The organism is Dictyoglomus sp. GBS, from assembly GCF_055179815.1.
The window spans coordinates 1274018-1297027 of record NZ_CM143687.1; the positions used below are offsets into that span (position 1 = coordinate 1274018).

Sequence of the window (23010 nt, forward strand, 5' to 3'; positions counted from 1 at the left end):
AATTCTTATAAAGGAGAGGGAAAAGGAATATGGCAAATACAAAATCTGCAATTAAAAGAATAAAGATAAGTGAAAGAAACAGAATTAGAAATCGTGTAAGAATTGGAAAAATTAAATTTTATACAAAACAGTTTCTTAATCTCCTCAAAGAAAATAAAATAGAAGAAGCTAAAAAAATTCTTCCAGAAGTAATAAGTGCAATAGACAAAGCAGCACAAAAAGGAACTCTTCATAAAAATACTGCAGCAAGAAAGAAATCAAAACTCATGAAGCTTCTTAACGAAAAACTTGCTGTCAAATCTTAGCCCCGATTTTTAGCAGTACTTTTTCCAAAAGTACTCTTGGATCTTTAGCTGTAGTCTTAAACTCCAAATCAGTCTGCCGCAGAAGAAGATATATCTCAAAAATTTCTGCGGCAGAGTATTTTGTTAATGCATCTAAAAGCTTTTTTACTACAAAGGGATGTAAACCAAGTTTTTCCCTAATCTCTTCACTTGAATACCCATCTTTAAACAACGCATTTGCTCTTAGAAGTTGTCTCATTTGTCTAATAAGGATTTCCAATATAACTTGAGGATATGTTCCTTCATTAAATAAAGTATCAATTCCAGACAAAGCAAGATAGAAATCTCTCCTCAAAATAGCATCTAAAAAAGTATAAAAGGCTATCTCCACAGGAGAGAGTAATCCCTTAAAAACATCAATTGTAATATCCTTTTTATCTATAGCAAAAATACACACTTTCTCAATCTCTTGAATAAGTAATCCTATATTTTCAGAATAATAAGATGATAGAAAATATATACTTTCATCATCAATATTTTTACCCTTCTCTTGGAATTTTTCTTTTATCCACTTTCTCAAGGCATCAGTCCTAAATTTAGTAAACTCTACAACTCCTTCTGGGGGTATCATTTTTGAAAAAGAAATCTTTTTGGGTTTTTCTTCTTCAGCATTAGCCATAAAAACTAAACAAGTATTAGTCATTCTTCTAAATAAAATCTCTAATTTTTTTGGAATATTTTGATCTTTAAGATCTTGGGCATGCCTGACTACAATAAATTGATTCCCTAAAAGCGGAGGTGATTCTAAATATGGGAGAAGATCATTCCAATTTATTTCATCTCCAAAAAAGGCCACATAGTTAAATTCTTTAAATCTCACTTTCTTAAGTTCCAATAAAGCTTCTTCCATTAAAAATTTTTCTTCACCTATAAAAAGGTAAACAGGAGAAAACTTCTTTTCTTTTAATGAGTGCCTAAACTCCCAGTAATTCATAATCCTCTCTTTTCCTCATAATTATTGGTAAAAAGATAAGAAATAAGGAAATTACAAGACTAATTTTATAATGAGAAAGAATGAATTGCAAACCATTTAGCAGAATGTCAATCAAAATAGATAATAGTTTTACCAAAATATGATTAATTGGATAAATATTAATAAAAAATAATAAAAAACTAAAAATTAAAATAATATAGAATATGGGAATTGAAAAAATATTTGAAAGAATTGAGATAAAACAAATTTTCTTAAAATAGTAAAGGTAAAGAGGAGATAAAAATATCATTAACCAAAAAGAGCTTTCCCAAATTTCCTGAAAAAATTTTGGTAAAAACTTAGGAAATTGAGGCTTATACAGAAGACCTAACATGGAAAGATAAGAAAGTTGAAAGCTTAAATTAAAAAGCTTTAACGGAAATATTATAAGATTAATCAATGCAACCCAGAAAACTGCGTTCAAAGTATCTTCTTCACGTCTAAAAAGAAAAGCTAAAAGTAGAAAGATATATTCCCCTATAACTCTCCATATAGGTGGATTATCTCCAATAATATAACCATAAAAAATAAGTATGGGAAGAAAAATAATTCTGCTCAATACTTTCCTAAAAGGTAAAAAGTTAATAAAAATTCCTATTAACAAAGAAACATGTAAACCTGAAATTGCTAACAAATGAGAAGTACCAGTTTCAGAAAATATCTCTTTTATATCTTTATTTAGTCCTAATTTCTCTCCAATTGTAATAGCCTTGATAAATTCTTTTTTATCATCACTATAAAAACCCAAAATGTGATCAACATATTTTTTAAATTTTAACCTTAAAAGCTTAAATCTATTTTGGTATCTATGTCCGACTAATTGCATCTCCTTAACCTTTATTTTATATATAATACTTTCACTCCAAATATTATTATTTTCTAATGGATAATATTCTACTCCTCTTAAAAGAAGTACATCTCCCACTTCATATCTGACACTTTTACCAACAGACATAATAAATTCTTCCTTACTAATATCTGCTTTTATAACATATTGTATATATTTTTGGGAAAATCTCACATCTTTTACCTCTGCATAAATCTCATGATATTTTTTATGAAAAAGTTCATATTGAGGTGATGATACCTTATATAACAAAGATCCAAGAAAGAAAAAAGACAAAGATAAGAAAATAAGTAAAAATCTTTTCCTTAAAAAGATGAAAGAAGCAAGAATAAAAAAGGGTACTCCAAAACTAAAATGATATTTGGATATAATTATTCCTACCACATAACTTATTAAAAAAATAAATGAATAAGGTATTCCCAAAAGTCACCAAGTAATTTTATCTTTTATTTTTTCAAGTTTCTTTTCTCCTATTCCCTTAACATTTAATAGATCATCATAAGAAGTAAATAATCCGTGTTCATTTCTATAATCAATTATTCTTTGAGCAAGGGTAGTTCCAATTCCAGGTAAAGTTTCAAGTTGTTGTTTGGAAGCAGTATTTATATTAATCTTATCATTAGTTGAAATACCAACCGAAGTTCTTAATTCTTCTTTAGAAGATATGACTGAATTTAAGTACTGGACTTTGGAAGGAACGTTTATTTTTGATGCGTCTTTCAAATAATCTGCAAGGTTAAGCTTATCTAAATCAGCAGAGGGTAAGGGACCACCTGCCACATTTATAGCATCAATAACCCTTGCTCCATCTCGTAATTTATACACCCCAGGAATCTTAACTTCTCCTGCCACATGTACTACTATAAAACTATTTACATCCTCTTCTAATATTTTTTGTTCCTTTCCAAATAAGTTAAATACAGTAAAAACAATAACTAAACATACAAAAATTATGATAATTATTTTTTCTTTTTTATCAAACATCTATTTTCTTAATAATAATTTAGTTTTATCCCTCAAAAGAGAGATATTCTTTTTCAATATTTCTATAGCTCTATTTAGCTGAATATCATTATCCCTACCCACACTCTCTGGGGCCATCTCTACTAATACCTCTGGAACTATACCTTCTTTATTTATATCTCTACCTGATGGAAGTAAATATTTTTCTGTAGTTATTTTAACAGCTGATCCATCTGAAAGAGTGAAAATTGTTTGAACTACTCCTTTACCAAAAGTTTTCTCTCCTACTAATATACCTTTATTATAGTCATTTATAGCTCCTGACAAAATCTCAGATGCACTTGCAGAATACCTATTAACAAGAACTATTAAAGGCTTATTCCATTTATATGTTCCTTTTACTACTTTCTCTCCATATAATCTTTTATCCCTATCCTGTCTATAAACAATTATACCTTTTGTATCAAATGTTTTAGATGTATTATTATCTTTAATAATAGTTTTTACTTGATCATTTTCGGAAATAAAGAAACTTGCTATAGTAACTGCAGCTTTTAAATCTCCCCCTGGGTTATTTCTAAGATCTAATATTACTCCGCTTACTTTCTTCTCCAATGCTCTAAATGCATCAGATAATTTTTGAGGTGAGTTTTGAGTAAATTCATAAAATCTTATATAACCAATATTATTATCTAAAACCTTATATTCCACAACAGGCACTTCTATAAGCGCTCTCTTTAAAACAAACTCATAATATTTCTTCTCTGATTCTCTATATATTTTTATTTTTACCTCTTTACCTACCTCCCCTCTAATCATAGAAACCACAAGATCTAAAGGTTTATCAACCACACTTTGTCCATCCACTTCCACTATCTGATCCCCAGGTTTTATACCTGCCTTGAAAGCTGGTGTTCCTTCTATAGGTGATACAACTAAAATTTTACCGTCCTTAGACTCAAGCCTCATTCCAACCCCACCAAAAGAACCCTGCATATCCTCTGTAAAGGTCCTAAAAGCTTTTGGATCAAAAAATTCGGTATATGGATCGTCTAAAGCCTTTAAATATCCTCTTATTGCTTCATACTCTAATTTCTTATTGTCTAAATTTTTCTCAATATACGCATTTCTTACATAATAAACAGTTTCAATAAAAACCCTAACACTTGTAATAATGTCATCAATAGAATCCTTAGCTATATTTAATTTTGAGATTAAAAATACAGTTATTAAAGCAATGAAAACAATTATTAAAATTCTCTTTTTAAATCTCATTCTTTCCTCCTTCTATTATTTTAACCAATTTATTGGATCTACAGGTTCACCATTTACTCTCACCTCAAAATGTAAGTGGGGACCTGTACTTAAACCTGTACTTCCTACATATCCAATTATATCACCCTCAGAAACTTCTTCTCCAGATCTTACAGCTATCCTTGACAGATGTCCATAAACAGTAGATATATTACCTCCATGATCTATTATTATCATATTTCCATATCCACCATACCATCCAGCAAAAATAACTCTGCCAGAAGCTACTGCTCTTATAGGTGTTCCATAATCTGCTGAAATATCTATACCAGTATGGAAAAGAGGAGCTCCTCCAAGTATAGGATGTCTCCTCATACCAAATCCAGAAGTAACACTCCCAATAACAGGCCAAGAGAGGTATCCTTTTTTAGCTTTTTGAATTTTAGAAGATGCCAATCTCTTTATAAAATTCTCAATCTCCTTTGACTCTCGCTCTAAGGTTGCAATAACTTGTTGCTGATACCTTTTTTGCTCCCTAATTTTCTGAAGAAAGGCTTTTCTTTCTTTCTTCTTTGCTTCTATATATCCTTTTCTTTCTGATATATCCTTCACTAAAAGTTCAACCTTCCTTTTTTCAGCCTCCCATTCTTTTTTCTTCTTATCTATATCTTTACATTGTTTATCAATACTTTGTAGTCTATTTACTTCTTTCTTCATTAATATCTTCAAATAATATGGAACAGCAATAGAAGCAAATGTATTCTGTGTAAAGATAATATCTAAATATATCTTAGGTTGTATAGTTTTAAAAATATCACCTAAGGATTCTTTGTAGTTTAAACTTCTATATCTTAAATTTCTTTGCATTATACTTAATTGTGTTGATAATACCACCAATTTTGCTTGAGCTTCTCTAAGTTTCGTTTCCGCCATACTAAGATCTCTTTCTGCTTTATCAAGATCCATATCAATTTTGCTTATTTCTTGAACAATATTCAATTCCTTCTTTTCTAAATTTTTAACTTGCATCTTTAAACTATTTATTTGCTCTCTTTTTTTCTGCAATTCTTTTTGTTTTTGAAGTATGGTATAATCTACGTTACCCCATGTAAATATGGGTACTAACAATAGTGATAGAACAACTGTTACTGTAATTATCCTTTTCATCTAAGCCTCTGAAAGCTTATTAAGGCAGAAGTGAAACTAATAATTACGTTGGATATTACAAAATAAAAAATCCATATCAAGATGTGTTTTAAATCAAATACATAAGAGAAATAAGGAAGTATTGTTGATATATGATCTTTAAAAATGTTCCCCAAGAAATATATGGAAGCCAATGCAGAAAAAAAGGATATTGTTGTTATTATTACATTCTCCATTATTTGAGATGGTACTGAAAGTATGGGATAAGCAAGATGAGTATGAGTAAGTAATTCAACAGACAATAAAAGAAAAGACAAACTACCTAAGTATGTAAAAATCTTCTTAATGATCTCTACTAAGCCCTGCAAATTATACCATTGAGTAACCATTTCCTCAGGATATCTTACCTCTTCAACAAAGTTATAATTAAGAAGATACCTTATAATATCATGTATATTTTCTAATAAAGATGGGGTTATTTCGATAGTTTTAGGCAAAGAATCAGGTGATCCCCAAGCAAAAATATCATTCTCTCTTCCTACAACTTCCTTTAGCTTCTCCCAGGCCTCCTTCTGGGTTATATAAGTTGCTTCCTTGAAATGAAAATTAGATTTTAAATCTATCAATAATTTAACTATATCAGAATCAGAAGTTTTTGGATTTACAAAAGCATAAATTTTTATCTTCTCTGCCCAAAGATTTAGAGATCCATTCATAGAAGTAATAAAAACAATCAAAAACAATAAAAGTATATAGAGTATAAAAAACCCTATAAAGACGAAAAAACCTTTGTTTTTTAACCCCTCTATAAAATCTCTACTACCCATAGTTAAATTATAACTCTAAATATTACAAAAAAGCAACACAATTAATACTCCTAAGGCTCCACCCAAATTAATTTTTAAATCAAATCCTAATGTGAAAGTAAAAAAATACATGTTAAGAGTAACTGGGGAAAAGCCAATATTTAATCCCTTCTTTAAAAATTCTAACTTATCTCCAAATGCCTCAGCAATAACTCCACCCACAATTAGTCCCAGAACAATAAGAAAGATTAGAAGTTTTGTAGACATTTTACTTCTTCTCATAGGTCACCCCCTAAATAGTTTTTAATATATTTTATTAGATACCCCCCCACTATTCCATTAAAAAGACCTGCTAAAAACCCAAAAATGATAAGGAATGGAGCGTAGTAAAAAATACCCTTATGAAAAATGAAAAAGGCAACTATAAAAAGTTGGGTCATATTATGAATAATCGCTCCTATAATGCTATTATTTATAACACTTATTGAGGTTTTTGAAAAAAAACCCATAAAAAGATTACTTATCAATCCACCAAAAAACCCTAAATAAAAAGAGATATCTAAAAATCTTCCCATAATTATATTAACTATTATAACTCTAAGTACAGTTATAATTATAGCCTCTTTTATACCTACGGTATAAATAGCAACTAAGGGAACTAAATTTGCAATTCCAACTTTTCCACCTGGTAGAAAAAGAAAGGGAGAGATAAAAATACTTTCAAAATAATAGAGAACACAAGCTAAGGATATCATTAAACCTAAGGTAGTAATATAAACAACTTTATTTTCCTTTATCCTTTTCACTTTTTACTCTCCACTTTAAATTCCAGATTAGGAGAATACCATACATTTAAATTTGGAAAAACAATAACTAAGCCTAAGTAAGAAAATTTTTCTTTCCACAAAGATATGGCATCTTTACCTAAAACAAAAAAAGCTGTTGATAAAGCATCAGCTTCTGTTCCACTTTTACTTATCACACTAACACTTATAACGGAGTTTGATGGATATCCATTTTTAGGATTAATTATATGACAATATCTCTCATTGTCTTTAATAAAAAATCTTTCATAATCTCCCGACGTAGAAACAGAACCTTCTTTTATGCATACTTTTCCAATAAAACCTTGATCTTTACGGGGATGCTTGATACTTACTTCCCAAAGAGTTCCTTTCTGAGTTCTTCCATAAACTCCAACTTGTCCTCCAAAATTCAAAACAGCCCTATCTATAGAATATTTTCTCAAAACTTCAAATATTTTATCCATTAAATATCCTTTAGCAATACCCCCCAAATCTATTTCCATTCCCTTTTCTATCATAACTTTGTTTCCTTTTATATGAATTTTTCTATAATTCACATATTGAAGTTTATCTTCAATCTCTTTTTTGTAAGGAACTCTGTAATTTTTATCATAAAATCCCCAAATCCTCATGAGAGGAGCTATTGTTGGATCAAAATAACCGTTTGTAATCTGAGCAAAATATTTAGCCTTTTTTATAATGTCTACAATGTCATAAGAAATTTCAACATAATTTCCAGCATTTTTATTGATCTTACTTATTTCACTATATGGGTTGAACCTGTCAATTTTTTTACTCAAATTTTCTATTAAAGCCCAAGATTCATTAAGAGCTCTATAACTGTCTTTCCCCCAGATTCTTATATCAACAAAAGTATCCATTAAAATACCAATATGAGAAGCTTCCCTATTCCCTTGATAACTTCTAATCAAGAAAATAAAGAAAATCAATATAGACAATATAATTAACGCTTTAATAATATAAGCGCCTTTGTTGGACATTTTTCTACACAGATTCCACAACCATCACAAAGGTCATAATTTATAACTGGAAATCTACCCTCTATCTTAATTGCTCCTTTAGGGCATACCTTTTCACAAATACCACATCCAATACATGCATGAGAACATACCTTTCTTGCATCAGGTCCTGGAAGTTCTGTTTTACAACAAAGTAGTAAAGGGATATTAACAGGTAATAAAGTTAAAATACCCCTTGGACATGCTTTCACACACAAACCACATCCAGTACATTTATTCACATCAATTTTAGGTAGACCATCGTCTCCCATATGTATAGCATCAAAAGGACAAGCTCTAACACAATCACCATATCCTAAACATCCAGTAGGACAACCTTTATAACCTCCTTGAACCAAATTTGCTGCTTTACATTTTTCTACTCCCTTATATATAAACCTTTCCTGAGCAATTCCTTTGCCTCCTTGACATGTAAGGAAAGATACCTGTTTCACAAGACTAACTTCTTCATTAGCTCCCATAATCTTTGCAATTTCTTTCGCTACTTTATCTCCTCCTACAATACAAGCAGTAATAGGTGCTCTACCCTCTAAAATCGCTATAGCACAAGCCTCACACCCTGTATAGCCACACGCACCACAATTTCCCCCCGGTAAAACCGACATAATCTGAGAAATACGAGGATCAAGCTCTACCTTAAATTTCTCACCTGCTACTGCTAAACCTAAGCCAAAAAGAAAACCAATCCCTCCTAATACTAAGATTGATATTATTATTAATTCCATATCATTTCCTCCTTTTTAATGAGCAAGTCCTTGAAATCCAAGAAAAATTAATGCCAATAGGCCAGCGGTTATAAAAACAATAGGATATCCTTGCCAAAATTTAGGTATATCTGAAAAAGAAAACCTCTCTCTTATGGTTGCAAGAAGTACTAAGGCAATAGTAAAGCCAAGAGAGACACCCAATGAATAAATAATAGATTCAATAAGATCATGCTGATAGTTTATATTTAAAAGCGTAACACCTAATATAGCACAATTTGTAGTTATTAATGGTAAGTAAATACCCATAGCCTTATAAAGAGATGGAGAAGTCTTTCTTATAAACATCTCCACAAGTTGTACTAAAACTGCAATCACTAATATAAAAGATATGGTTCTTAAAAAAATTAAATTAAGTGGAATAAGAATATAATAATAGATAAAGAATGTTACCACCGATGCCATGGTCATAACAAAAGCTACAGCAACACCCATACCAATAGATGTTTCAAGAAAAGAACTCATACCTACAAAAGGACATAAAGCTAAAAATCTCATAAAAACAATATTATCGATAAGAGAAGCAGATAGAAAAAGAAGAAATAGTTTTCCAACATATCCCATGTTATTACCTCCTAATTTTACTATCTACCCATTTCAATATTCCTATCAACAATCCTATTCCCCAAAAAGCTCCAGGAGGCATTACAAAAACTTTAGCAGGCTGAAAATTTTGAAAAATATTTGTATTCAAAAGAGTTCCTGATCCCAAAAATTCTCTTATGGCTCCTAAGGCTACTATAGCCCATATATAACCTATACTTATTCCTATCCCATCAGCAATAGATTCCATTACTGAATGTTTATAAGCAAAAGCCTCAGCCCTACCAATTATTATGCAATTTACCACAATTAATGGAATAAAAATACCTAAAGCCTTATAAAGTTCTGGAAAATAAGCAGATATAACAAGATCAACAATGGTAGTAAAAGTACCAATAACTACAATAAAAATAGGTATTCTTATGTCGTGAGGTGTAAATTTTCTTAAAAGAGATACAAACAAATTAGAAAAAACCATAACAAAGGTAAAAGCAAGTCCCATTCCAATTGCATTTTGTACACTAACAGAAACAGCAAGTACAGAACACAGACCTATCATTAATATCAAAACAGGATTCTCTTTAAAAATACCATTTCTTATATATATCCATAGCTTTTTCATTTTTCTTCCCCCCTAAAAGTTTTTGTGTTTCAGAACCTCATTTACAGCTCTCACAATTGCAGAAGAGGAGATAGTTGCTCCTGATACAGGAGTAACATTCTTTTTTACTTCTAAATTTGGGGTATCTCTTCCTATAAACTGATTTAAAAAACTATCCTTAACAATTTCAGTCCCAAGGCCTGGTGTTTCTTGTTGAGAAAGTATAGTTATGTGGGAAATTTTACCTTCCTTATTTGTACCAATGATCATCAAAATATCACTACTATACCCCTTTGATGTCACTTCCCAAACAGTTCCAGTTTTTTCATTTCCTTTATAAGCAATATATACTTCGGTTATTTTTACTAAATTACTATCAGATTTTGGAGGATTCTCGACTTTTTTGAAATCTGTTGCCTCTGGAATTATTTCCTTTAAAATTCTTTCTTTTTCTTTTTTTCTATTGCTCTCAATTACTCTCTGAGTGTTTTCATATGTAAAGGCTAAAACACCAGCTGATATACTACATACCAAAAAAAGGATTAATCCATATCTTAATATCTGTTTCATTTTCTCACCTCTCCAAATTTGCGAGGTTTTAAGGTTCTATCTATAAGAGGAGTCAAAGCATTCATAACAAGAATTCCATAAGATACTCCTTCTGGATAAATACCAAATAATCTTATAACCATTGTAAAGAAACCTGCTCCTATTCCAAAAATAATTTTACCTTTTGTTGTAAGAGGGGTTGTTACCCAATCAGTAGCCATAAAGAAAGCACCTAAAAAAAGTCCTCCAGCTAATATTTGAAAAATAGGGTCTTTCCCGAATAAAAGGGAAATTATAATAACCGTTGAAATATATGAAAGTGGTATTCTCCAATCCACTATTTCTTTATAAATAAGGTAGAGACCACCTAAAAGCAATAATAAGGCAGAAGTTTCTCCTATACATCCTGGAATATCACCAATAAAAAGATGAAAATATGAGGGTATTTGATAACCAGTAAGTTTAAGTTTTTCTATAGCAAGAGGGGTGGCAGTAGAAGTAAGGGGAGATGCTTGTGAAACCATGCCTCCAATTTTATGAATAGGTTCCATCCATGAGGTCATTATTTGAGGATAGGAAGAGAGGAGAAAGGCTCTTCCAACTAAGGCAGGATTTAAAAAATTATCACCCAATCCTCCAAAAACCTGCTTTCCAAGAAGAATAGCTGCACCAGATCCCACTATAGGAATCCATAATGGAACCTTAGGAGGTAAAGTAAGGGCAAGAAGAAGCCCTGTAACTACAGCACTAAAATCTAAAAGTATATTTAATGGCTTTTTCCTCAAAATAAGAGCAAAAGCTTCCCATAAAACTGCTGAAATTATACTTACTAATATAACCAATAAAGAATACAAACCAAAAAAATAAACACCTGCAAGAGTAGCAGGTATTAGTGCATAAATTACTTGCCTCATCGCATATGAAACATCTTCTTTAACAAAAATATGAGGCGATGAAGAAACTATTAATTTATCCATCTCTGACTTCATAACTGGTTATGCCTCCCTTTACTTTCTTTTCTTTGCTAAGATATCCGTTTTACCTACTCTTATCCATTGAAGAAGGGGTCTTCTGGAAGGACATATATAATTACAAGAACCACATTCTACACAATCTAATATTCCTAACTCCTCCGCCTCTATTAGTTTACCTCTTCTTACATATTTAGCTAATATGGTAGGCATTAATCCCATAGGACAAACATCAATACATCTTCCACATCTTACACATTCCACAGGTTCATAATATTTTGTTTCCTTCTCAGAAAAAACAACCACACCTGATGTACCTTTAATAACTGGTGTATCCATATCATAAATAGCTATACCCATCATAGGTCCACCAAATATAATCTTTCCTGGCTTTTCTCTGAATCCTCCTGCAGCCTCAATAAGTTTTGATACAGGAGTACCTATCAAAACCTCTAAATTTTTAGGAGAATTAATATTCTCACCTGTAACTGTTACTCCACGAGAAATTAAAGGAAGGCCTGTTTTAAAATGTTCAGCAATAGCTACTGCTGTTCCCACATTATTAACAACTACCCCTACATCTAAAGGAAGACCTCCAGAGGGAACTTCCCTATCTAAAATAGCCTTTATGAGATGCTTTTCAGAACCTTGAGGATATTTCGTGGGTAAAATAGCAATTTCTATATCCCTATCTATATATTTTCTCAAAACTTCCGCTGCATCCTTCTTGTTATTCTCAATACCAATAATTCCCTTCTTAACTCCTAATGCATACATCAATATCCTCAACCCTTCTATAATTAGTTGAGGTTTCTCTAACATAAGCCTATAGTCTATAGTCAAGTACGGCTCACACTCTGCTCCATTGAGAATAACCGTATCTATCTTTTTCTCTGGTGGAGGTGATATCTTCACATGGGTAGGAAAAGCAGCACCTCCGAGTCCAACAATACCAGCCTCTCTAATTCTCTTTTTAATCTCGTCAGGTGAAAGATTTTGCCATGATAAATCTCTGGGAATATCTGGAAAAATCTCTTCTTTGCCATCTGGCTCTATCTCAATACCCAAAACATTTCTTCCATTGGGATGAGGAAAAAGTGCAATTCTTTTTACAGTTCCTGAAGTTGGAGCATGAATAGGAGCCGTAACAAAAGCCTGCGCATCTCCAATTTTTTGTCCTTTAAATACATGGTCCTTAGCTTTAACAAGAGGGGTTGTAGGAGCTCCTGTATGCTGAATTGTAAGAATAAGTAATCTTTCAGGGAGAGGAATTTTTGTTATTGGTACATCTTTTGATAATTCCTTTTTTTCAGGGGGATGTACACCACCTTTAAAGCCATATATTTTCATAATGACCTCCCTGTTTAATTTTTAAACTACTTAACTACTCTAATGTATTAAAACTTTCTTCTAAGCTCCTTATCTTTCTATTAATACTTTCTAATTTCTCTTTCTCCTTTTCTACCACATTTTCTGGGGCTTTTCTTAGAAACTCCTCGTTGGAAAGTCTTTCTTCAATTTTCTTCTTTATATTTAATGCTTCCTCTAATTCTTTCTTTATTCTCTCTTTTTCTTTTGTTATATCAATTAAACCCTTTAGATTTACATATAAATCAACACCTTCTAAGACTTTATGTACTACATTTTTAATATCTTTCTTTTCGTCAACTTTATTAATTTCTGCTTTTGCAAGCGTAGCAAAATAACCAGAATTACCGAGAAGTAAAATCTCCTTATCTTTATCAAGGGTGTAAAAATCTACTTTTATAACATCAGAGGGAGAGATATTGAATTCAGATCTAATTGCTCGAATTGTTCTGATTGACTCCATAATAAATTCCATATCCTTTTCTGCTTTTTCATCAATAAAGGTATCCTCAGAGATAGGCCAAGATGAGATCATTATACTCTCGCTGTTTTCTGGCAGTTTATGCCAAATCTCTTCAGTAATAAAAGGCATTACAGGATGAAGAAGTTTCAGATTATCACTTAACACCTTCCAAAGAATAGTTTGAGAAACTAACCTACTCTCTGGATCCTCTTTTTGAGATAATCTGGGTTTTACCATCTCAATATACCAGTCACAAAATTCATTCCAAAAGAAATTATATATAGTTTTTACATATTCACTAAATCTATAATTCTCTAAATGATCTGTTACCTCTTTAATCTCTTTTTGAAGCCTGCTCAATATCCATTTATCTGATAAAGATAAGAGATGGTATTCTAATTTTACTTCTGAATATTTTCTATCTTCCAAATTTGATATTACAAATCTGGAAGCATTCCATATTTTATTAGTAAAATTTCTTGTGTTTTCAAAATTCTCTTCATGAAACCTCAAATCTTGCATTTCAGTACACTGAATAGCAAGGCCAAATCTTGTAACATCTGCACCATATTTATTTATTAAATCTAAGGGATCTACACCTGTTCCCTTCGATTTACTCATACGTTTTCCTTCTCTTGTGAGTACTGTTGGATGAACATATACATGGTAGAAAGGCACATCCTTTTTAAACTCAAGCCCCATCATAATCATTCGGGCAACCCAAAGATTAATAATATCTCTTGCTGTACTTAATACAGAGGTAGGATAGAAATATTTAAGATCTTTTGTATCTTCTGGCCATCCTAAAGTACCAAGAGGCCATAAAGCAGAACTAAACCATGTATCTAATACATCATCATCTTGTTTTAGATTAGATGAACCACAATTCTCACATTTATCAGGAGATTTTTCAGCCACATTTATATAGCCACAATCATTACAATACCAAGCGGGAATTCTATGCCCCCACCATAACTGTCTTGATAAACACCAATCTCTAATGTTATACATCCAATCGAAGTAAACCTTCTTCCATCTATCAGGAATAAATTTCACTTTACTTTCCTCAACTGCTAATATGGCAGGATTTGCTAAATTATCCATTTTCATAAACCATTGTTTAGATATCATAGGTTCTATGGGAGTACCACATCTATCACAAGTGGCAATATCATGAACATATACTTCTTTCTTTAAAAGAAATCCTTCTTTTTCTAAATCTTCCTCTATTTTCTTTCTACATTCTAAAACACTAAGTCCTTTATATTTACCAGCATTCTCATTCATAAATCCTTTTTCATCAATCACAGATATGAAATCCAAATTATGTTTTTTACCTATCTCAAAATCATCAGCATCATGAGCTGGAGTAACCTTTAAAGCACCGGTGCCAAAATTAGGATCTACTGTCTCATCGCCAATAATAGGAATTACTCTCCCGACTAATGGTAGAATAACTTTTTTCCCAATAAGATTTTTATATCTCTCATCTTCCGGATTAACAGCTACAGCAGTATCACCTAACATGGTTTCAGGTCTTGCAGTTGCTATAACTATATAACCTTCTTCATCATAGAAAGGATATTTTATGTACCATAAATAGGAGGACTCTTCTATATATCTGACTTCCAAATCAGAGATTGCTGTTCTACAACGGGGACACCAATTTATTATTCTTTCTCCTCTATATATATATCCCTTTTTATAAAGCTCAACAAAAGCCTTAATTACAGCTTTTGAATATTCTTCATCCATGGTAAATCTAAATCTTTTCCAATCACATGAAACCCCAAGTTTCTTTAACTGCTCTACAATAGTATTTCCATATTTTTCCTTCCAGTCCCATACCTTTTCCAAAAATTTTTCTCTGCCTAAATCCCATCTGCTTTTTCCCTCTTTTAAAAGTTCTCTTTCTACTACCATTTGGGTTGCAATGCCTGCATGATCAGTGCCTGGAATCCATAATGCATTATAACCTTGCATTCTTCTCCATCTAATCAAGATATCCTGAATAGTCGCGTTTAAAGCATGGCCTAAATGTAAAGAACCTGTAATATTTGGGGGTGGCAATACTATACAGAAGGGTTTTTTTGAGTCATCCACTTCTGCATGAAAATAATCCTTATTTAGCCAATAATCATACCATTTTTTCTCCACATCCAAAAAGGAATAAACAGAAGCCATCTCCTCTTTCATAAAATAAACCCCCTAACCTGCCATCTTTTTTAATTTTTCTATAGATAATTTTCCACGATTATAAACTAATTCTGGTGTGATGACAAATTTTTTGATTCCTAAGGACGGTAGCTCATACATAAGTTCTAACATAAGTTCTTCCATTACAGCTCTTAATCCTCTTGCACCTGTAGCCTTTTCTTGTGCTTCTTTGACTATAGCTCTTAATGTATCCTCTGTAAAATCTAATTCTACCCCTTCTAAAGCCAATAATGCCTTATATTGTTTAACAAGAGCATTTTTAGGTTCTACTAATATCTTCATAAGAGCTTCCTCATTAAGAGGTTCTAAAACCGCTACAACAGGAAATCTTCCAACAAATTCAGGAATCATTCCGAATTTTATAAGATCTTCTGGAATGATATTTGAGAGGATCTGACTTAAACTTTTTCTATTTTTAGGTTCTATTTGTGCACCAAATCCGATACTTGATACATCAAGTCTTTTTTCTACTATTTTTTCTATTCCTTCAAAAGAACCACCAGCAATAAACAAAATATCTTTTGTGTTTATCTGAATAAACTCCTGATAAGGATGTTTTCTCCCACCTTGAGGGGGTACATTAGCTATAGTTCCCTCAACAATTCTTAATAAAGCTTGTTGAACTCCCTCCCCAGAAACATCTCTTGTAATAGATGGATTTTCAGACTTTCTCGATATCTTATCTATCTCATCAATGTAAACTATTCCTTTTTCTGCCCTTTTAACATCCCAATCTGCATTTTGAATGAGTCTTAAAAGAATATTCTCCACATCTTCCCCCACATAGCCAGCCTCAGTAAGTGTGGTAGCATCTGCTATAGCAAAAGGTACCTTTAAGAATTTTGCGAGAGTTTCTGCAAGAAGAGTCTTACCTACACCAGTTGGTCCAATTAGAAGTATATTACTTTTCTGAATTTCTATATCCTCTTTTAATTTATCTCTCATAAATATTCTCTTATAATGATTATAAACTGCTACTGATAATATTTTTTTTGCTTTCTCTTGCCCTATAACATATTGATCTAAGAAAGATTTAATATCGGATGGTTTTGGCAGTTCAAAATTATCATAAGTATCGTCTTTTTTATTCTCTTCTTCCAATATTTTATAAGCTATTGATATACATTCATCACAAATATAAACTCCTGGTCCTGCAATAAGTTTTTTAACCTCTTTTTGACTTTTTCCACAAAAAGAACAATGAAGCTCTCTATTTCCCATAAATTGATATCTCCTTTATCTATGATTTAGCCTTTTTTACTTTCTAATACTTCATCAACAATACCATACTCTTTTGCCTCATAAGCAGACATGAAAAAATCTCTGTCGGTATCTTTTTCGATCTTCTCTATAGGCTGTCCTGTATGATATGACAATATTTCATTTAATATCCTCTTTATTTTAAGGATTTCTCTTGTATGAATTTCTATATCTGCAGCAGGGCCATATGCACTACCCAGTGGTTGATGTATCATTACTCTTGAATGAGGTAAAGCATATCTTTTACCTTTGTCTCCTGCACTTAAAAGAATAGCAGCCATGCTTGCTGCCTGACCTACACATACAGTGGCTATTTTAGGCTTTATATGTCTCATAGTATCATAAATAGCAAGTCCTGCTGAAACTTCACCACCAGGGGAATTTATATAAAGATAAATATCCTTTTCAGGATCTTCAGACTCCAAAAACAAAAGTTGCGCAATTATAAGATTTGCCACATCATCATTTATGGCTGTACCTAAAAAAACAATCCTACTTTTCAAAAGCCTTGAATAAATATCATATGCTCTTTCCCCTCTTGGGGTCTGCTCTATAACAATAGGTACTAATGTCATAATAGATCTATTCCTCCTCTATTAAGTTTTGTTCTAATAAAAATTTCTTAACTTTTTCTCTAATAAGATTTCTTCTTAGAGTATTTATTAAATCTTCTTTCTCAATTTCTTTCTTAATCTCTTCGTAATCTCTACCTTCGCTATCAGCGATTTCTCTTATAGCATCTTCTATCTCTTGATCAGAAACAGAAATATTTTCAACTTCCGCTATCTTTTCAAGAATCATCTCCATCCGTATTCTATTCTTTGCATCTTCTATGACATTTCTAATAAACTCATCTTTTGTTATCCCCTTCTCATTAAGATAATTATCTAAGCTCATTCCTCTTTTTGTAAGATCATTAACGAATTCTCTAAAAATATTTTCTGCAAGATACTGTACATAACTTAAAGGAGGGTCAAGTTCTGTATTCTCCAATATTTTGCTCATAATTTCAGAAAAAGCTTTGTCCTCAGATCTTCTTTCTCTTTCTTCCTTTATGCTTTCTCTCACTTTCTCTCTAAACTCTTCAAAAGAATGTGCACCAACCTTTTGAAGAAAAGTTTCTTGATCAGGCTTCTCATATCTCCAAATCTTATTAACCTTCCATTTTAATTTTAAAGTTTGACCTGATAAATCTTTTTCATAAAAACCTTCAGGAAAAGTTATCTCAAATTCCTTTTCTTCTCCTGGTTTCATTCCCAATATCTTATCTTCCAATTCTTGAAACACCTTTCCATTTAATGTAAACCACATCGGGGGAAGCTGGGTACCATCTTCTTTAACTCTTTCTAAATAGACCACATCACCTTTCTCAACTTGTCCTTCTTCTACAGGATTTAATTTACTAAGTTGTAATTCTATCTGTTCTATAACCCTATTAATTTCTTCCTCAGTAACTTCTACTTTTTCTTTTCTAATATTTAAACCTTTATAATCTCCAAGCTTAAATTCTGGTGGCACTTCCAGCACAAAAGAGAATTTTAAATTTTCACCTTCTTTCCAAGAATCAGGAATATCAAAATAAGGATCCTGAAGAGGTGTAACATTTCCTTTATTTAAAAACCATTCCAAGGTTTCTCTCGCAACTATTTTTATTGCTTCACTTTCAAAGGTCTCATTTCCAAGGTATCTTTCCAAAATAGGACGAGGAGTATAACCTTTTCTAAAACCAGGCACTTGAATTCTTTTTACCAAAGATTTATATGCCTTCTCAAGACTTTTCTCCCTCTCTGATTGATCTATCTCTACATTCACTTTTACTCTACTTCCCTCAAGCTTTTCTACATCATATTTAATGTTGGTCTCATTAATTGTCATTACATTACCTCCTATCTGTTAAAATAGCATTTTTTATATTAAATACCAAAGCTATATTATATCATCATAAAAAATACTATTAAAGAAGAAAAATAGAAAAGAGTTTATCAAATTTGTGTAAAAAATGATTGCATGGGGTATATTATTAAAAATTTGGAGCGGGAGACGGGATTTGAACCCGCGGCCTTCTCCTTGGCAAGGAGACGCTCTACCCCTGAGCTACTCCCGCTCATCAATTTATCTCTTTGGTGCGAGGGGTGGGATTTGAACCCACACGGGAAATCCCACTAGATCCTAAGTCTAGCGCGTCTGCCATTCCGCCACCCTCGCACAACTGGTGAGCCGTGCAGGAGTCGAACCTGCAACCCCCTGATTAAGAGTCAGGTGCTCTGCCAGTTGAGCTAACGGCCCGTGAATGGCGCGCCCGGAGGGAATCGAACCCCCGACCCACGGATTAGAAGTCCGTTGCTCTGTCCTACTGAGCTACGGGCGCTTTTTATATATTATGGGGTGAACGGCGGGACTTGAACCCGCGACCACTGGGGCCACAACCCAGCGCTCTACCATCCTGAGCTACGTTCACCATCCTCCAAATTTTTTAACCTACTCTTACTGGCGCGCCCAGGAGGACTTGAACCCCCGACCCGCAGATTCGAAGTCTGCCGCTCTGTCCACCTGAGCTATGGGCGCAAATGCCCATCAAAAGTGGAGCGGGAGACGGGATTTGAACCCGCGGCCCTCAGCTTGGAAGGCTGATGCTCTACCCCTGAGCTACTCCCGCTCTTTTATTATATGGTCGGGGCAGCTGGACTTGAACCAGCGACCTCCTGGTCCCAAACCAGGCGCGCTAAACCAACTGCGCCATGCCCCGATTGCTAAATAAATATTATAAAAAATTGTCTCTAAAGTCAAGAGTTACCATGTAATTATATTATCACTTAGTCAATTCCAAACTAAAAATTTCTTTTTTGCTTATTATTTCTATAATTGAAACTTTATTTTCATCAAGAAAAGCTACAGATTTATATTCTGTCTTTGGTAAAGCAGGACTTCCAGGATTAAGTATTATTCTTTTATTTCTTTCTTTAAGAACTGGGATATGGATATGTCCAAATATTAAAAGATCTACATCAAAAAGTTCTGCAAGATTAAAAAAATCATCTTCATTTCTATTTTCTCCATGAGTAACAAAAATCTTCAAAGAATTCACATATAACAGAAGATAAGGAGAAGAAATAGGAAATTTTATAACTAATTGATCCACATCAGCATCACAATTACCCTTTGAAATAAAGAAAGGTTTTGAGTTATTTATAAGTTCAGCAAGCTTGCTAGGATTATATCCTGCAGGTAGTGGATTTCTTGGACCATGATAAAGAACATCTCCAGCATGTATAACGAAATTTGCTTCGGACAAAAAATCATTTATATATTCCCAAAAACTTGTATCACCATGAGTATCACTCATAATAAGTACTTTCAAATTAATCACCTCCCATATTGGAGCCTTTCCCAAAGCTGTTTAGGAAAACCCAAAAGTTTCATATAATTTTGTATTTTTCCTACATCATATTCAACTCTCTTAAATTTTAAAATCTTTTTATCAACATCATATATAACAAAGCTTGCTTTCCAATTACCATCTCGAGGTTGACCTACACTACCAGGATTTATTAAATATTTACTATTTTTCTGTAACTTTAATTCTCCTCCTTCGCTAAAATTTACATAGTATATTTCTTTATCCGAATATACAAAAACCCCAGCTAAATGAGAATGTCCAAAGAAACAAATATTCTCATCCATAATCTCAAAATTGGCCAATACTGAATAATAATTTATTAAATATTCATCAAGAGGTTCTCTGATGCTTCCATGAACTAAACAAAAATTATTATTTTCAATAATAAGAGGAAGCTTTTTCAATTTTTCAATATTCTCCCAACTTAATCTTTCTTTAGTCCAATCTATTGCAAATTGAGCATAAGGATTAAAATCATCATAGGTTCTCAAATCAACTACTGCAGCATCATGATTACCTAATACAGAATAACCAAATTTATTCAGATATTCCATACACTCATTAGGATATGGGCCATAGCCTACTATGTCTCCCAAAAAATATATCTCATCTACTTCTTTCTCAAGTTCACTGTAGACCTTTTCTAATGCAGGCAAATTAGCATGAATATCTGAAATAATCCCAATTTTCATTTTTATTTAACCAATGAAAGATCTCTTTCTAAAGGAGAGGTTAAATCCATATGTCCCACTAAGGTCTCTACCACAGCACCACTTATTAAAATTTGAACCTTTTTAATTTCTGGAAATTCTGTAAGCGTATCTACAATGCTATAAACAGTTAACATCTCTCCCAAACTACCACCAGGATGGTTCTTCCTTAATTCATCGGAAAAATCTATATAAGCTATATTGTTTTTGACAGATATATTAAGGATTTTTGTCCCTTTTGGTATAGGTAGATGATATATATTATTGTCAGAATAAGAAATAAGATTATTGATTGCTTCTTTATATATTTTTTCCTTTATAAAATATTTTTCAAGTCTGGTTAACTTAATATTTATATCCTTGCTTTCTAAGGCCTGTTTTTGAGGATTGTAAATATATAACCTTATAGAAATATCTTCTTTAGTAAGAAGAAAAGCCAAAGTCACTATTATTAGAGATATAAATAAAATAATTAATATTATTTTTCTCACCTTAACCTACCTTCTTACAGTATTTCCTTTCTTTATAATCCCATCAATAAATTTCAGAAATTCCTCATTATTTCTTGTTTCTCTTAACATTCTCTTTAAACCCTCAATAGCTTCTCCCTCTTCTTGCCCTATCAAAGTTCTTCTCAAGAACCAGATTTTCTTTAACTGATCCTCAGGATATAAAAGTTCTTCTTTTCTTGTACCAGATCTTGAAATACTTATAGCTGGGAATATTCTTCTATCTGCCAATTTTCTGTCTAAAACAAGCTCCATATTTCCAGTACCTTTAAATTCCTCAAAAATTACATCATCCATACGACTACCAGTCTCAATAAGAGCTGTAGCAAGAATAGTCAAGCTTCCTCCACCCTCTATATTTCGGGCAGCCCCAAAAAATTCTTTAGCATGATGTAAAGCTGCAAGCTCAACTCCACCTGAAAGAGTTCTACCACTTGATGGTACTGCCCAGTTATATGCCCTGGCAAGCCTTGTTATACTATCTAAGAGAATAACCACATGTTCACCATATTCCACCAATCTTTTTGCTCTTTCAAGAACTAACTTAGCAACTTGTATATGCCTTTCTGGTGGTTCATCAAAAGTAGATCCAATTACTTCACCTTGAACAGATCTTCTAAAATCGGTTACCTCTTCAGGTCTCTCATCAATTAGTAGAATAAATAATTTAACTTCTTTATGATTAGCAGAAATTCCATTTGCTATTTTCTTTAAAAGAGTTGTTTTACCAGCTTTTGGTGGAGAAACAATTAAACCTCTTTGTCCCTTTCCAATAGGAGCTAAAAGATCAATGAGTCTTGTGTCTACTTCTTCTGGGGTTGTTTCTAATTTTAGTCTTTCTGTAGGATGGTACGGAATAAGATCATCAAATTTGGGCCTTTGGCGAGAATGCATTAAGTCTCTTCCATTAACCGTATCTATCCTTAATATAGCATACCATCTCTCATTCTCTTTTGGTGGTCTTACCATTCCTCCAATTAAATCACCATACCTAAGTCCAAATTTTTTAATTTGGGATGCAGATATATATACATCTTCATCACTTGGCTTAAAGTTTTTCCTTATAAAACCATATCCCTCTTCCTGAATCTCTAAATAACCCTCTCTAAAAACACATTCAAAACCATCAATAATAACCTTATCCTTTTGTTCTTGCTTTTCCTCGATCTTTATCTCCGTCTCTCCTTTACTTTCAATTAAAACATCTGGCTCTACTTTGGTTTTCATCTCTTCACCTTTTTCCTCAATTAAAATTTCTCCCCCCTCTTCTAATTTCCTACTTATTGCTTCTATCATTTCTTCTTTTGTCATACGATAGTACCCAGGGATTTTCAATTCTCTTGCTATTTCTGCTAATTCTGCTCTTGTTTTTATTGCTAAATCCTCATAAGGCATTCCTCAAACCTCCTCTTGTAAGGAAATTTTTTTATGGATGTAAAAAAATACAAGTAATAAAATAGATAAGGTACATTCTTGAAA

General features: G+C 32.3%; 24 protein-coding genes and 8 tRNA genes. 1 reads left to right on the plus strand and 31 read right to left on the minus strand.

Annotated elements, in window-relative coordinates; all coding sequences use genetic code 11:
* Positions 1-29: 29 nt before the first annotated feature.
* On the plus strand, positions 30-305 hold the full coding sequence (gene rpsT, locus ACY3IT_RS06310) for a 30S ribosomal protein S20 (RefSeq protein WP_463082120.1): 276 nt from the start codon (positions 30-32) through the stop codon (positions 303-305).
* Here the strand turns inward: rpsT and holA are convergent.
* The 31 genes from holA to rho form a co-directional block, all read right to left on the minus strand.
* The gene (gene holA / locus ACY3IT_RS06315) at positions 295-1278 is read right to left on the minus strand and encodes a DNA polymerase III subunit delta (protein WP_463082121.1); all 984 of its coding nucleotides are present in this window, start codon (positions 1276-1278) and stop codon (positions 295-297) included. The two genes, rpsT and holA, sit on opposite strands and share 11 nt — an antisense overlap.
* Positions 1259-2587 (minus strand): ComEC/Rec2 family competence protein, encoded by a 1329-nt coding sequence (locus tag ACY3IT_RS06320; RefSeq protein ID WP_463082122.1) that lies wholly within the window; start codon positions 2585-2587, stop codon positions 1259-1261. The genes holA and ACY3IT_RS06320 overlap by 20 nt, the downstream gene beginning before the upstream one ends.
* Before the next feature lie 3 nt (positions 2588-2590).
* Positions 2591-3148 carry a helix-hairpin-helix domain-containing protein gene (locus tag ACY3IT_RS06325; protein ID WP_463082123.1) on the minus strand — a complete coding sequence of 186 codons (558 nt, stop codon included), beginning with the start codon at positions 3146-3148 and terminating at the stop codon, positions 2591-2593.
* The gene (locus ACY3IT_RS06330) at positions 3149-4402 is read right to left on the minus strand and encodes a S41 family peptidase (protein ID WP_463082124.1); all 1254 of its coding nucleotides are present in this window, start codon (positions 4400-4402) and stop codon (positions 3149-3151) included. It abuts the gene before it with no gap.
* A gap of 15 nt (positions 4403-4417) precedes the next feature.
* On the minus strand, positions 4418-5548 hold the full coding sequence (locus tag ACY3IT_RS06335; RefSeq protein ID WP_463082125.1) for a murein hydrolase activator EnvC family protein: 1131 nt from the start codon (positions 5546-5548) through the stop codon (positions 4418-4420).
* A complete protein-coding gene (locus ACY3IT_RS06340) occupies positions 5545-6354 on the minus strand; it encodes a permease-like cell division protein FtsX (RefSeq protein WP_463082126.1) in 810 nt (269 codons plus the stop codon). The genes ACY3IT_RS06335 and ACY3IT_RS06340 overlap by 4 nt, the downstream gene beginning before the upstream one ends.
* 15 nt (positions 6355-6369) lie before the next feature.
* Positions 6370-6615 (minus strand): DUF4321 domain-containing protein, encoded by a 246-nt coding sequence (locus ACY3IT_RS06345; protein WP_463082127.1) that lies wholly within the window; start codon positions 6613-6615, stop codon positions 6370-6372.
* The gene (locus ACY3IT_RS06350; protein ID WP_463082128.1) at positions 6612-7139 is read right to left on the minus strand and encodes a Gx transporter family protein; all 528 of its coding nucleotides are present in this window, start codon (positions 7137-7139) and stop codon (positions 6612-6614) included. Before ACY3IT_RS06350 ends, ACY3IT_RS06345 begins: the two co-directional genes overlap by 4 nt.
* A complete protein-coding gene (locus ACY3IT_RS06355; protein WP_463082129.1) occupies positions 7136-8071 on the minus strand; it encodes an FAD:protein FMN transferase in 936 nt (311 codons plus the stop codon). Before ACY3IT_RS06355 ends, ACY3IT_RS06350 begins: the two co-directional genes overlap by 4 nt.
* A gap of 32 nt (positions 8072-8103) precedes the next feature.
* Positions 8104-8904 carry an RnfABCDGE type electron transport complex subunit B gene (locus tag ACY3IT_RS06360; protein ID WP_463082130.1) on the minus strand — a complete coding sequence of 267 codons (801 nt, stop codon included), beginning with the start codon at positions 8902-8904 and terminating at the stop codon, positions 8104-8106.
* A gap of 15 nt (positions 8905-8919) precedes the next feature.
* Positions 8920-9507, minus strand: coding sequence for an electron transport complex subunit RsxA (gene rsxA, locus ACY3IT_RS06365; protein WP_463082131.1), 588 nt, complete (start codon positions 9505-9507; stop codon positions 8920-8922).
* A 4-nt stretch (positions 9508-9511) separates the two neighbouring features.
* Entirely contained in the window at positions 9512-10108 is a 597-nt protein-coding gene (gene rsxE, locus ACY3IT_RS06370) for an electron transport complex subunit RsxE (protein ID WP_463082132.1), read from the minus strand.
* 12 nt (positions 10109-10120) lie between these two features.
* Complete coding sequence (locus tag ACY3IT_RS06375; protein ID WP_463082133.1) at positions 10121-10657, minus strand: RnfABCDGE type electron transport complex subunit G; 537 nt, start codon at positions 10655-10657, stop codon at positions 10121-10123.
* On the minus strand, positions 10654-11625 hold the full coding sequence (locus ACY3IT_RS06380; protein ID WP_463082134.1) for an RnfABCDGE type electron transport complex subunit D: 972 nt from the start codon (positions 11623-11625) through the stop codon (positions 10654-10656). The genes ACY3IT_RS06375 and ACY3IT_RS06380 overlap by 4 nt, the downstream gene beginning before the upstream one ends.
* An 18-nt stretch (positions 11626-11643) precedes the next feature.
* Positions 11644-12957 (minus strand): electron transport complex subunit RsxC, encoded by a 1314-nt coding sequence (gene rsxC / locus ACY3IT_RS06385; protein ID WP_463082135.1) that lies wholly within the window; start codon positions 12955-12957, stop codon positions 11644-11646.
* Positions 12958-12991: 34 nt separating this feature from the next.
* A complete protein-coding gene (locus tag ACY3IT_RS06390) occupies positions 12992-15634 on the minus strand; it encodes a valine--tRNA ligase (protein WP_463082136.1) in 2643 nt (880 codons plus the stop codon).
* A 12-nt stretch (positions 15635-15646) separates the two neighbouring features.
* Positions 15647-16876, minus strand: a complete 1230-nt coding sequence (gene clpX, locus ACY3IT_RS06395) for an ATP-dependent Clp protease ATP-binding subunit ClpX (RefSeq protein WP_463082137.1) — start codon at positions 16874-16876, stop codon at positions 15647-15649.
* Between the two features lie 26 nt (positions 16877-16902).
* Positions 16903-17490 (minus strand): ATP-dependent Clp endopeptidase proteolytic subunit ClpP, encoded by a 588-nt coding sequence (gene clpP, locus ACY3IT_RS06400; protein WP_463082138.1) that lies wholly within the window; start codon positions 17488-17490, stop codon positions 16903-16905.
* Positions 17491-17497: 7 nt separating this feature from the next.
* Positions 17498-18790, minus strand: a complete 1293-nt coding sequence (gene tig / locus ACY3IT_RS06405; protein WP_463082139.1) for a trigger factor — start codon at positions 18788-18790, stop codon at positions 17498-17500.
* A 154-nt stretch (positions 18791-18944) separates the two neighbouring features.
* Positions 18945-19019 (minus strand) — tRNA-Gly (locus ACY3IT_RS06410).
* Between the two features lie 17 nt (positions 19020-19036).
* Positions 19037-19120, minus strand: a tRNA-Leu gene (locus tag ACY3IT_RS06415).
* A gap of 5 nt (positions 19121-19125) precedes the next feature.
* Positions 19126-19201: transfer RNA gene (locus tag ACY3IT_RS06420), tRNA-Lys, on the minus strand.
* Positions 19202-19206: 5 nt separating this feature from the next.
* Positions 19207-19283: transfer RNA gene (locus ACY3IT_RS06425), tRNA-Arg, on the minus strand.
* A gap of 13 nt (positions 19284-19296) precedes the next feature.
* Positions 19297-19373: transfer RNA gene (locus ACY3IT_RS06430), tRNA-His, on the minus strand.
* 30 nt (positions 19374-19403) lie between these two features.
* Positions 19404-19480 (minus strand) — tRNA-Arg (locus tag ACY3IT_RS06435).
* A 16-nt stretch (positions 19481-19496) separates the two neighbouring features.
* Positions 19497-19571 (minus strand) — tRNA-Gly (locus tag ACY3IT_RS06440).
* Positions 19572-19583: 12 nt separating this feature from the next.
* Positions 19584-19661: transfer RNA gene (locus ACY3IT_RS06445), tRNA-Pro, on the minus strand.
* A gap of 63 nt (positions 19662-19724) precedes the next feature.
* A complete protein-coding gene (gene yfcE / locus ACY3IT_RS06450) occupies positions 19725-20273 on the minus strand; it encodes a phosphodiesterase (protein WP_463082140.1) in 549 nt (182 codons plus the stop codon).
* Between the two features lie 5 nt (positions 20274-20278).
* A complete protein-coding gene (locus tag ACY3IT_RS06455; RefSeq protein ID WP_463082141.1) occupies positions 20279-21004 on the minus strand; it encodes a metallophosphoesterase family protein in 726 nt (241 codons plus the stop codon).
* A gap of 2 nt (positions 21005-21006) precedes the next feature.
* Positions 21007-21513, minus strand: a complete 507-nt coding sequence (locus ACY3IT_RS06460; protein ID WP_463082142.1) for a GerMN domain-containing protein — start codon at positions 21511-21513, stop codon at positions 21007-21009.
* A gap of 6 nt (positions 21514-21519) precedes the next feature.
* Positions 21520-22926 carry a transcription termination factor Rho gene (gene rho, locus ACY3IT_RS06465; protein WP_463082143.1) on the minus strand — a complete coding sequence of 469 codons (1407 nt, stop codon included), beginning with the start codon at positions 22924-22926 and terminating at the stop codon, positions 21520-21522.
* Between the last annotated feature and the right edge of the window lie 84 nt (positions 22927-23010).